Annotated in this window: 7 protein-coding genes; 2 read left to right on the top strand and 5 right to left on the bottom strand. The window is 70.2% G+C overall.

Features of this window, described 5'->3' with window-relative positions; all coding sequences use genetic code 11:
• Positions 1 to 123: 123 nt before the first annotated feature.
• A complete protein-coding gene (locus D7W79_RS30230; protein WP_208729881.1) occupies positions 124 to 948 on the bottom strand; it encodes a hypothetical protein in 825 nt (274 codons plus the stop codon).
• Positions 949 to 1,203: 255 nt separating this feature from the next.
• On the opposite strand from D7W79_RS30230, the gene D7W79_RS30235 reads away from it, so the two are divergent.
• Positions 1,204 to 2,937 (top strand): RluA family pseudouridine synthase, encoded by a 1,734-nt coding sequence (locus tag D7W79_RS30235; RefSeq protein WP_208729882.1) that lies wholly within the window; start codon positions 1,204 to 1,206, stop codon positions 2,935 to 2,937.
• A gap of 9 nt (positions 2,938 to 2,946) precedes the next feature.
• On the opposite strand, the gene D7W79_RS30240 is transcribed toward D7W79_RS30235, so the two are convergent.
• The 4 genes from D7W79_RS30240 to D7W79_RS30255 form a co-directional block, all read right to left on the bottom strand.
• Complete coding sequence (locus D7W79_RS30240) at positions 2,947 to 3,852, bottom strand: NADP-dependent oxidoreductase (RefSeq protein WP_120528845.1); 906 nt, start codon at positions 3,850 to 3,852, stop codon at positions 2,947 to 2,949.
• Positions 3,853 to 3,999: 147 nt separating this feature from the next.
• A complete protein-coding gene (locus tag D7W79_RS30245; protein ID WP_120528846.1) occupies positions 4,000 to 5,106 on the bottom strand; it encodes an alpha/beta fold hydrolase in 1,107 nt (368 codons plus the stop codon).
• On the bottom strand, positions 5,096 to 6,637 hold the full coding sequence (locus D7W79_RS30250) for an FAD-dependent oxidoreductase (protein ID WP_120528847.1): 1,542 nt from the start codon (positions 6,635 to 6,637) through the stop codon (positions 5,096 to 5,098). Before D7W79_RS30250 ends, D7W79_RS30245 begins: the two co-directional genes overlap by 11 nt.
• A gap of 19 nt (positions 6,638 to 6,656) precedes the next feature.
• The gene (locus D7W79_RS30255; protein ID WP_120528848.1) at positions 6,657 to 9,017 is read right to left on the bottom strand and encodes a GMC family oxidoreductase N-terminal domain-containing protein; all 2,361 of its coding nucleotides are present in this window, start codon (positions 9,015 to 9,017) and stop codon (positions 6,657 to 6,659) included.
• A 449-nt stretch (positions 9,018 to 9,466) separates the two neighbouring features.
• Here D7W79_RS30255 and D7W79_RS30260 point away from each other — a divergent pair, with 449 nt between their 5' ends.
• On the top strand, positions 9,467 to 11,233 hold the full coding sequence (locus tag D7W79_RS30260; RefSeq protein ID WP_244222055.1) for a serine/threonine-protein kinase: 1,767 nt from the start codon (positions 9,467 to 9,469) through the stop codon (positions 11,231 to 11,233).
• Positions 11,234 to 11,728 lie beyond the last annotated feature (495 nt).

Raw genomic sequence — 11,728 nt, forward strand, 5'->3', positions numbered from 1 at the left:
CAGGGCTCGCTTCTTCATCCGGTTCTTGCGCACACAAGGCCGAACGACGCGAGCTCCTGCCCCTTCCTTCCTCCGCCAGCGCTTGGCTACCCTCCGAGCCGTTCGAGAATCATGAGCGGTCGTTTAGCACTTGTCATAGACCCCCGGGGCACCGGGAGACTTGCGGCGGTAGCACATGCGCACCTCGTTCTCGGCGTCCCTGCAACTGGACTCATAGACGCTCTCGCCCGAGGGCATGTCGATGAACTTGCCGCACTCCCGGCTGGACTCCTTGACCTCCAGGAAGCGTGGGAACGCGTCGCCCACCGGCGTGACCTTCGCCTCGGTCGAGCCGTTGACGAAGCCGGAGTGGTTTCCCGACTCGATGGTGAAGATGGAGCGCAGCGAGCCCTCCTGCGCCTCCCAATACGACAGCGTCTGGTATTCGTTGCGCGAGTCCGCGTCGGTTTCCTCGACCCGGAAGACCTGCCGGACCGGGTCCGTGAGGTTCTCGAAGGAGAACACGACGCGGTAGGCTTCGCTCTCCATCACGCCTGGCAGGAACTCCATCGGAGTGGCGCAGAAGGTGTTCTTGCCGCTGAGCGGGTGAAGCACCACCCCGGACAACAGCTTCAGCGCATCGCACGCCTGTCCCCGGGCCTGGAGGATGAAGTCCTGCGCGTCCGCCGACATGATGCGCGCACGGAAGACGTCGAGCTGCGCCGACGCCGGTCCCTCCTGCAGCAGGCACTCCTGCCGCTCCCACGCCGAATCCAATCCCAGCGGGTGGAGGAGCTTCCGCAACCCGGTGGTCGTCTTCGCGGCGCGCACCTGCTTCTTCAGCTCTTGCGGATCCACCACGACGTGGAGCGCCGGTGGACATGCGTCCTGGCTGACCTTGCTGGGAACCGTGGGGGCCCGTGGCTCCTCGGCGGCCGCCGGAGTTGTGGCCAGGACCATCAGGAGCACGGCGGCCCGGAGGCGCGGGAGGTGCCCGGCAAGGCGAATCGTCGCGGATGATGAGAGGGGCATGGGCATGAATTGCACGCGTCATCCTCACATGGGATTGCAATGGCAGCCAGCCTGCCCGCCAGGCCTTCAGGACCGGTGGGGCCACCTGCGGTTTCGTGCTACTCCGGCGCCGTGGACCCGCTTGTCACCGCACTCGAACCGGCGCCTGGGGCGGACGAAGTGCCAGGAGCCTTCCCGAGCCCTTTCGACGCAGTGGGCCCGCACGCCCTCGCACGCCGGGCGGCGGCGTCGCTGCAGGCCACGCTTCGTGAAGGCTTCATCGCCCCCGGGTTGGTCAGCGACAGCCTCCAGGGTCCAGACGGCGGGAAGATGTTCGGCGTGCTCGTGGTGCGCCAGGCGGACGGAACCTTCGGCGTGCTGCGAGCCTTCTCCGCGATGCTCGCGGGACGCTGGGATGTGCCGGGCTTCGTGCCCCCTGTGTTCGACCGTGACGCGCGTGCCCGCGTGGAGCCGGTGGCCGATGCCACGGTGAAGGCCCTGCTGGCCCGAGCCGAAGCATGGAGTGCTTCCGAGGAACTGCGCCGCCTGCGCGAGGAGGATGACGCCCGTCAGGCTCGCGAGGCCACGGAGCGAGAGGCCATGCGCCAGCGCCATGAGACCCGCCGCCGCCAGCGACACGAACGCCGGGCGGCGATCCTGGCCAGGCCCGTGCAGACGGAACCCCGCGCGGCAGAGACCTTGCCCCCACTGCCGTCAACGGACGCCGAGGCAGCCCCCGAGCGAACCAAGACTGAACGCGTGCAGGCACTGCACACGCTCGACCAGGAGAAGCCCACCGCCTCTGTTCTCACGGAGTCTGAACGCGCCCGGGCACTGCATGCGCTCGACCAGGAGAGCCGGGGCGACAAGGCGGAGAAGCGCCGGTGGGACGCGGCCCAGGAAGAGGCGCGGCGCCAGCTCGCCCCTGCCCGCGCGAAGGCCGAGCGTCGCGTGCGTGCCCTGGACCGGCTGCGGCGCATCGTCTCGCGCGGCTTCATGAAGCAGTTCCACGGCACCTACGCCATCACCAACGCTCGCGGCGAGACCCGCCCCTTGCGCTCACTCTACGGCGGCGCGGAGCCACCATCCGGAGCCGGTGACTGCGCGGGCGCGAAGCTGCTCTCCTACGCCTTCGCGCATGGCCTCCAGCCGGTGGCGCTCGCGGAGTTCTGGTGGGGCACGCCGCCCGCGTCCGGCGGCCGCATCCAGGGCGCGTTCTATCCGGCGTGCCGCGACAAGTGCGGTCCCCTGCTCCCGTTCATGCTGGAGGGCCTGGAGGTCTCCGCGCCGCGCGTCTTCGTCCCGCCGCCCGCGCCCACGCCGGAGCTCTCCATCGTCTTCGAGGACGCGTGGCTCGTCGTCATCGACAAGCCCTGCGGCCTGCTGTCCGTGCCGGGACGGGACGCCTCCCTCCTGGACTCGGTGCTCACCCGCCTGCGCGCACGGTATCCGCACGCTACGGGTCCCCTGCTCGCGCACCGGCTGGACCTGGACACCTCCGGGCTGCTCGTCGCGGCGCTCGACAGCCGCACGCACGCGTCCCTCCAGCGCCAGTTCCTCCACCGCGACGTGGCCAAGCGCTACGTGGCGCTCATCGACGGTCCCGTGCAGGGAGACACAGGCACCATCACCCTGCCCCTCCGTGTCGACCTGGACGACCGTCCCCGCCAGATCGTCGACCCCGTGCACGGCAAGCCCGCGGTCACCGACTGGGAGGTCCTCCGCCGCGAAGCGGGCCACACGCGCGTGGCCTTCCATCCGCGCACCGGCCGCACCCACCAGCTCCGCGTCCACGCGGCCCATCCCCTGGGCCTGGGCTCACCCATCGTGGGAGACCCGCTGTACGGACACGCGGGCCTCCGCCTGCACCTGCACGCCGAAACGCTGTCCTTCGTGCACCCGGCGACGGGGCAGCGCGTGTCCTTCACCCGCGCCGCCCCGTTCTGAACCCTGGCGTCAATTGACGAGCAGCACCTTGCCCACGCCGCTCTGCTCCGCGACCTTCTGGGCCTCGCGCGCGTCGTCCAGCTTGAACGTCCGGCTGATGGGGATGACCAGGTCCCCCTTCGCTGCGCTTTCCGCAATCTGCGAGAGCCGGTGCCCATCCGGATGCGCCATGAAGCTGCGCACGACGAGCCCCTTCTCCTTCGCGCCCTTCGGCTCCCCCAGCACGCTGCCCACGACCCCACCGTGCTTCACCTTGTCGAGCACCGCCGCCACGGCGTCACCACCCACCGTGTCCGCCACCGCGTCCAGCGTGGGCAGCCTCGCGACGTCCTTCGGATCATCCAGCGCGACGACGCCGTCCACGCCCAGCTTCCGGGCCTCTTCCACCTGCTTCTTCCGCACACCCGCCCAGATGCGCGCGCCCCTTGCCCGCGCCGCGAAGACGGCCGAGCGCCCCACCGCGCCCAGCGCGCCCGTGACGAGCACCGTGTCCCCATGCGAGGGCCTCACGTGCTCCTCGATGAGCTGCGTGCCCGTCAGCGTCACCAGCGGCAGCGCCGCGGCGTCCTGAAGGTCCAGGGTGTCGGGCACCTTCGCCCAGCACTCCGTGGGCGCGACCACCGTCTCCGCGTAGCCGGCGTTCACCAGCCCCATCACGCGGTCGCCCGGCTCGAAGGCCTCCACGCCCGTGCCCACCTCCACGACCTCACCGGACACGTCGCGGCCGAGGATGGCGGGGAACTTCAGGTCCATCCGCCCCTTCATGTCCCCCCGGCGGATCTTCCAGTCCACCGGGTTGATGCTCGCGGCGGTGACGCGGACCTTCACCTCGCCCGGCCCCACCTTCGGCTCGGGCATGTCCTGCACCGCGAGCACATCCACGTCCCCATAGCCTTTCAGCACGACTGCTTTCATCCGGGCCTCCACACAGGCGAGCGGGGAAGAGAATCCCCACGACGGCCCAACGGTAAGCACCGGTGAAGGGGCCGCCATCGTCGGCGGGCGGTCGCCCCGCCTCCTGCTTCCCCGGACGCAGGGGAATGAAAGCAGGCAGGCCCAACGTCAGCGGGGCTGGAACTCCAGCGCCTCGCGCAGCACCGGGTAGGTGTCCTCGGCGGCGGTGCTGCCCATGAACGTGTCCAGGTGGCCGTAGCCGGGCAGCATGCGGCGCTGGTACCAGCGCGCGCCGTTCGCCTCACGGAGCCACTGGAAGGTGCGCTCCGTGGACGACGGCAGGTAGCAGCGGTTCCGCTCGCTGGAGACGAACGTGATGGGCCGCTGGAAGGGCTCCGGATCCAGGTAGTCCGGCGGCCGGGCCTGCCCGTAGCGCAGCAGGTTGCCCGCGCGGCCATGGTCGAACTTCACCGCGTGACCGCCGCGCGACATCTGCCCCAGGTGGCGGAACGTCAGCAGGTTGCACCGGCCGAACTGCTCCTCCAGCCGCGCGTGTGTCTCCGGATTGAGCCGCGCGTGCCGGTACAGCGGGCCATACATGAACGACAGCCGGTGGCACACCGGGCTGTCACACTCCATCCGCAGCAAGCCCGCGACCTTGGTGAAGGCCGCCTGGAACAGCGGCGTGCGGGACGCGTCATCCGGCGTGAGCGAGTCCAGCCCCGCGTCCAGGAACTCCGGCACGCGCAGCAGCGCCTTGAAGCGCGTGGAGGCCGGCGTGTGGTGGTGCAGCGCCACCTGCGACGCCACCACGGTGCGCACGTCCGGCAGGTGCCCTGCGGCCATGGACATGAAGAACGCCGCGGACCCCGCGCAGTGCACCACCGCCTGCACCGACTCCGCGCCGGTGATTTCGCGCACGCGCCGCACCGCCGCCGGCATGTCGTGATCCGCCGCGTCGTCCAGCGTGAACTGGCGCAGCGGCAGCTGCACGCTGGCGCGCCAGTCCAAGAGCCACGTGTCATAGCCGTGGCGCACCAGGTGCTGGACGAAGTTCTCCTTCAGCGTGGGCAGCATGAACATGCCGCTCCACACGCCCGCGCCGTGCACCAGCAGCACCGGCCCCTTCGTGCCCCCCACGTAGCGGGTGAGCTTGAGGGGCACGCCGTCGCCCGCGAGGAAGTCGTACCGCTCCGCCACGGGCAGGCCCTTGAGGGTCACGTCCTGCGACAACGTCCGGGACACCGCCTCGCCGCTTCGGTAATCAAAAGCCATGGGCCACCGCCTCCGCGATGCGCTCGGCCACCGCGCTGATGGTCATCACCGGATGGAAACCAATGGACGTGGGGATGACGGAGCCATCCGCCACGTACAGTCCGGGGTAGTTGAACACTTCGCCCTCCTTCGACACCACGCCCCGCGCCGGCGACTCCGCCAGGTGCGCCCCGCCCAGCGAGTGCACCGTGAACGGCCGGCGGAACAGCTCCCAGGTGACAAGCGGCGCGAACGTGGCGCCGTACTGCGACGCCAGCTCGCGCATCGCGGCCGTCATCCGGTTCACCAGGGCCACGTTCTCGTTCGCGTAGTCCCACTCGATGTCCAGCCGGTCGCCCTTGAGCACCATGTGCCCGTTGGCGTTGTCCTGGCCAATGGCGAACAGGTTGCTCGTGCGCGAGGGGTCCACGCCGGTGCCCAGCGGCTTGTTGAACAGCCCCTTGGCGAACGCGCCGTGCATCAGCGGCCACAGCTTCGTCCACAGCGGAGAACCCACGCCGCCCAGCAGGCCCAGCTGGGGCTGCCCCATCCCCGCGAGCACCGCCGTCGCCGGCTGGTTGAACGTGGCCGTCACCATCGTGAAGCGCGGCGCCGCGTCGAAGAAGCGCATCACCGTGGCCACGTCCGGGCCCTGCCACGGGAGGATCTCCTCGCGGCTGCCGTGCAGCGAGCCCAGGAAGTCGCCGTTGCCGGAGTACCCCTTGCCCAGCCACTCGCTCACCAAGGGCAGCGTGCGGGCCCGGTCGCGGCTGCGCAGCAATATCTCCACCGTGCCCAGCGCCCCGGCGGACAGCACGACGCGGCTGCCCTCCACGGACGTCTTCTCCCCGGTGGACAGGTCCATGAAGTGCACGCGGTAGCCGCCCGCGACGCGCTGCACGTGGGACACGGACAGGCCCGGCCACACCGTGGCGCCCAGCTTCTCCGCGCGCGCCAGGTAGGTGAGGTCCAGGGTGTTCTTGGCGCCGTGCTGGCAGCCGAACTCGCACTCCGCGCAGCGCTGGCACGCCTTGCGGCCCGGGGCGGAGGGCTCCGTCCAGGAGACGGCCTCGTCCGGGTCGAACGTCTGGCGGCCCATGCGCTGGGCGGCCTGCTGGAACAGGTCGCGCTTCTTCAGCGGGATGGACGCGGGGAACGGCTTCACGTCCAGCTCGCGCGCCACCTTGTCGTAGTACGGATCCAACGCCTCGCGGCTGAAGCCCCGGGGCCAGCGCGGGTGGTCGAAGACGATGGGGTCCGGCCGCACGTGCACGTTGGCGTAGATGAGCGACCCGCCGCCCACGCCGCTCGCCGTCACCGTGCCGATGCCGGACAGGAAGCGCACGTCGTAGAGCCCCCGCGCCTCCGGGCGGACCGGGTGGTGCCAGAGCAGCTCGTCCGCGCGAGTGACATCCCGGGGGAACTGGCCCGGGGCGTACCGGCGGCCCCGCTCCAGCACCGCCACCGACTTGCCCTTCTGCGCCAGCCGCAACGCGGTGATGGAGCCACCGAAGCCGGAGCCCACCACCACCACGTCGTACCGCTTCGCCATGCCCACTGTGTGTTCCCCCCTAGTCGAACTTCGCGCGGGCGAAGACGTCCCACAGCGTGCCCATGAACATGCCGCCAAAGCGCCGCATCGCGTCCGCCTGCTTCAGCGGCGACGACGTGCCCAGCACGGAGAACGTGGTGAGCTGCTGGAGGAAGTCCGGCAGGTGCAGGCGGATGATGCCGCTCGCCACGACGGGCCCGGAGCGCTCGTGGCCCTTGCGCAGCACGGTGTAGAGCGTGGACGTGTCGCTCCACACGTCGAAGCCCGCGTCGTCGTTGACCTCCTTGTAGCCATCCAGGAGGTACGGCTGGCCGTCCACGCCGGTGAAGGGCAGCAGGTACAGCATGCGCCGCTCGTAGAAGCGCTCCGTGCCCACGAAGAGGTTGAAGACGCCGTTCTCCACCGGCGCGCCCCCGGGCGGCGTGAAGCCGCGCACGTTGAGCGTGCCCTGCACGATGCCGCCGTGCGACTCCTGCGCGAGGAAGCGGTCCAGGTTGGGCAGCGTGATGGTGACGACGAACTCCGCCGTCTGCCCCGCGCGCTGGCCCGCCCGCGCCGCCCCGTCGAAGTCGTCCGGGGCCGGGTGCCCCGGCTGGAGGAAGCCCTTCATCCGCTCCGTGAAGCGCAGGCCCACCACCGGCGTGGGAGACGCCACCGTGCCGCCGGGAGGAATCACCACGTCGCCCAGCGGATCCGTCCCCGGCACCACCGGCGAGGCCACCGTCTCCACCTCCGGCATCATCCGCATGCTGGCGCGAGGCGGGTACGCGGGCGCGGCCTTCACGGGCGCGCGCTCCGGCGCCGTCCAGCCCGGCGCGTCCTTCACCTGGCGGATGACCTGCTCCACGTTGCGCTCGGCCACCGCGGCGATGCTGGAGGACGGATTGACGCCGATGCCCACCGGCAGCGCAGCGCCGTCCATCACATACAGCCCGGGATAGCCGTGCACCTCGCCGTCGGGCTTGAGGACGCCGTACGCGGGCTCCTCCGCCATCGCGCAGCCGCCCAGGTTGTGCACGGAGACCGGCAGGTGCAGCCGCTCCCAGAGCGGGTTGTACGCGGCGCGCGTGCCCAGCGCGCGGGCCACGTCCTCGCAGAGCTGTTCCTGCGTGCGGTACAGCGGCAGGTTCGCGGGCACGTCCCACTGCACCTGGAGCTCGCGAGTCATCGGCGACAGCGACAGCCGGCCGTTGGACTTGTCCCGGCCCATGGCCAGGAACACGGCCTGGAAGCGGCCCCGCTCGTTCTCGATGGAGGCCATCTCCTTCGAGCGCGTGCGCAGCACCTTCACCAGCTCGCGCTGGAGCAGGTCCGCCGGGAGCGTCATCGCGCGGTCCGGGTCCATGGCCATCATCAGCCCCGCCGCCTGCACGGGGTGACCGCCCTCCTGGAAGAGGAACCAGGTCTTGTCCTTGCCCTGGCCCTCCTCCACCACCATGCCGGTGGTGATGGTGGGGCCCACCGCGGGGTCCCACGGCTCCTTCGTGTCGAAGGCGAAGGCGAGGAAGTCCCCGTTGGCCGAGTACCGCGAGCCCAGCCGCGCGCTCAGGTCCGGCAGCGTGCCGAGCACGTCGCGGTTGCGCAGCAGCAGCTCCGTGGTGTTCACCGCGCCCGCGCACAGGAAGACGCGGCGCGCGTCCACGGTGCGCTGCATGCCGGCGCTGGCGTGGTCGGTGAAGGTGACGCGGTAGCCTGGTGACAGGGGCTCGATGCGCGTGACTTCCGCCTGCGTGGTGACCTCCGCGCCGCGCTGTTCGGCGACGGCCAGGTAGTTCAGGTCCAGGGTGTTCTTCGCGCGCCGGTTGCAGCCGATGTCGCACTCGCCGCAGTAGTTGCAGCCCTCCTGGAGCACGCCGAACTTGTTGGGCAGCGGCTCGCCCGCGGGGGCGAAGCGCACGGCGAGGTTCGGGTGGAAGAACTGCGCCTCGCGGCCCAGCTTCTTCGCCACCTCCTGCATCCGCTTCGTCTTGGGCGGCAGGCCGCGCGCGGAGGCCGTGATGGGCTGCACGTCCAGCATGTGCGCGACCAGGTCGTAGTACGGATCCAACGCCTCCCGGCTGTAGCCCTCCGGCCACCCGGACGCGAACACGTCCGGAGGCGGGCGCAGGTGCACGTTGGCGTAGATGAGCGAGCCGCCGCCGTACCCCGCGGCCTGCACGACGCTCATCCCCTTGAGGAGCTTGATGTCGAAGAGGCCCTGCCGGTGCTGCCACAGCCAGCCGTTGCGGGGGTCCTCGAAGTCGCGAGGGAAGCTGCCCTTCGGGTAGCGCAGTCCGCGTTCGAGCACGCGCACGGAAAGGCCCGCCTGCGAGAGCCGACAGGCCGCCACCGCGCCGCCAAACCCGGTGCCGATGACCAGGGCGTCGTATGCCGGTGCCATGTTCCCCCTCGGGTGCGATCCCTGGGGAGCAGGGATCCGGAAGCGCGACCCGGGAACGTCCAGGAAAGGACGGACCTGACTCTACAACGGGTCACCCCCGTTTCCTTGAGGCCGCCCCCCCCGCGGATCACCCTTTTTCGCTCTGGAGACGAGCATTCCCTGAACAGTTCGGATCCACGGGCACCACGGCCCCTCAAGATCAGCCGGGCCTGCGGGCTGCTTGAGATTCTGGCCGCCGGAGCGTGACGGAGAGGAAAAGGACCGGCTCACTGGAAGTGCGCGGAGCACTGCGTCGCCAAGCGAACGAGCAAACAGCGGACAAGCCCCCAGGGCACGCGACGGCGTCCCAAAGCTCACGGTACTGTCGCCGCAAATCGAGCTTTCCCATGAAGACAAGAAGAATTCCGGAGACGGGGGCACACCGGGCGCTGACGGAGCGGGAGGTGCCGATGGCGTTGGCACCTGTGGCGCCGAAGGTGGATCCGCTGCTCGGGGCGCAGCTGGGGGAGTTCGTCATCCAGGAGCGCATTGGCGCGGGCGGGATGGGGGTCGTCTACCGGGCGGAGCACCCCATCATCGGCAAACAGGCCGCCATCAAGGTGTTGCGTGCGGAGCTGATGGCGCCGGAGCAGGAGCAGCGGCTGGTGGTGGAGGCGCGGTCGGTCAACGCCATCCGGCACCCGGGCATCCTGGACATCTTCAACTTCGGGAAGCTGCCGGACGGGCGGCCGTACGTGGTGATGGAGTTGCTCCAGGGCCAGTCGCTCGCGGCGGTGCTGCGCGCGCGGGGACGGCTGGACGTGGGGACGACGGTCTGGATGTTGGAGCAGATCCTCTCCCCGCTGGGGGCGGCGCACCGGGCGGGCGTGGTGCACCGGGACCTGAAGCCGGCGAACGTCTTCATGGTGGAGCGGCCGGACGCGGCGCCCACGCTCAAGCTGGTCGACTTCGGCATCGCCAAGGTGTTGCAGTCGCGCGAGGGCCTGACGCTGGCGGACGGCTCCGTGCTGGGGACGCCGGACTACATGGCCCCGGAGCAGATCCGCGGCGGCGCGGTGGGCCCGGCCACGGACCTGTACGCGCTGGGCATCATGGCGTTCCAGATGCTCACCGGCGCGCGGCCCTTCCAGGGTGAGAACGTGCAGGTGATGTTCGCGCACGTCGAACAGGCCCCGCCCCGGCTCTCATCGAAGGTGGAGGGGATTCCGCCGGAGTTCGACGCGCTGGTGCTCCAGCTGCTGGAGAAGGATCCGGCGAAGCGGCCTGCTTCCGCGGAGGTGGTGCGTCAGCGATTGAAGGTGCTGTCGTTGGGGCGGCCTCCGGGCACGCTGGGGCTTGGCGTACCGGCGGTGACGAAGCGGGAGGAGCCCACGTCGCCCACGGCGCCCCGTCCGCCGGGGCTCGCGGCATTGCTCGCGGACCGCCGGAAGGTGGCTCCGCTCGCGGCGGCGGTGGTCGCGGGAGCCGTCCTGGTGGCCACGGGGCTCTGGTGGCTGACGCGGCCCGGGGAAGCGCCTCCGCGCTTGGCACCGCGTCCGCCCATGCCCGTTGCGCCCGTGGTGGTGAAGACGCCGGATCCGGTGGTGGTGGCTCCTGCTCAGGTCGCGAATAGCGAGCCCGTGCAGGAGGCGCATGAGGAGGTGGAGGCGGCGTCGGAGACGGAGGGCAAGGCCTCCGGACTGCCTGCGCTGCCCGTCGAGACTGCGTCCGAGAAGAAGCTGGCGCGGCGGATGTATGGATTGTTCAAGCATTTGCGCGCGCGGGCGAAGGACGTGGACGCGGAAGGAACGCTGCGCGGCAAGTTGATCCAGCAGTACCGCGCCGCCGTGGACGCGACGAAGGAGTCCGAACGCACGCGCATCCATCAGGCGCTCGATGGCATCGAGAAGGAGCTGGCCCTGCGCATCGCGCAGCACGACGCGCCCCCGGTGGCCGTCATTCCAGAGCTGCCCAAGGTCCCGCCGTTGGTGCTGCCCCCTCTGCCCACCCTGCCCCGAACCAATCCTTCCGAGCAGCGACTGGCCCAACGGTTGGACAAGCTGGTGGCGGAGCTGCGCAAGCGCACCCAGGGCCAGGACGTCGCGCCGGACCTCGCGCGCAAGCTGGTGGGCCTCTACGCCGATGCCGCGAAGGCAGAGACCGCCACCGAGCGCATGGACGTGAACAAGGCGCTGGACTCCTGGCAGGAGCAATTGACGGCTCGCTTCCCGAAGTGAGCCTGGCGACCGCCATGGGATTGCATCCACCGGAAGGCATTGCCGCCCTCGGGTAGCCCTCCTTCGCGGTGATCCGTTTGGAACGCCTGAAAACGCGGCTATGGTCCGCTGCTCCTAGGGCCTCTCATGAAAGCACCTCGTCCTTCCAACCCCGACGGATAGAGCGAAGGCGGGTAGCAAGCATCATCTTCTCATAGAGGCCCATGGGCTGCCTCTGACCGAGTCGATGACTGCCTCCAACGTGCACGACACGCACGACCTCTTCCCCCTTGTTGACTCCGTGCCCGCAGTGCGAATGCCTTCGGGGCAGCGCCGCTTCCGCCCGGGAAAACTCCACGCCGACAAAGCCTACGCCCCGGGAAGAACCGAAGCGGGCTTCGCCTGCGCGGCATTGCCGCCCGCATCGCGCGCCCGGGTGTCGAGACCAAGGAGTGACTGGGGCGCTACCGCTGAGTCGTAGAGCGCACGCTGGCTTGGAAGAACCAACTGCGCCGA

It is taken from the genome of Corallococcus exercitus, from assembly GCF_003611585.1.
In the GTDB taxonomy this organism is placed as follows: Bacteria; Myxococcota; Myxococcia; order Myxococcales; family Myxococcaceae; genus Corallococcus; species Corallococcus exercitus.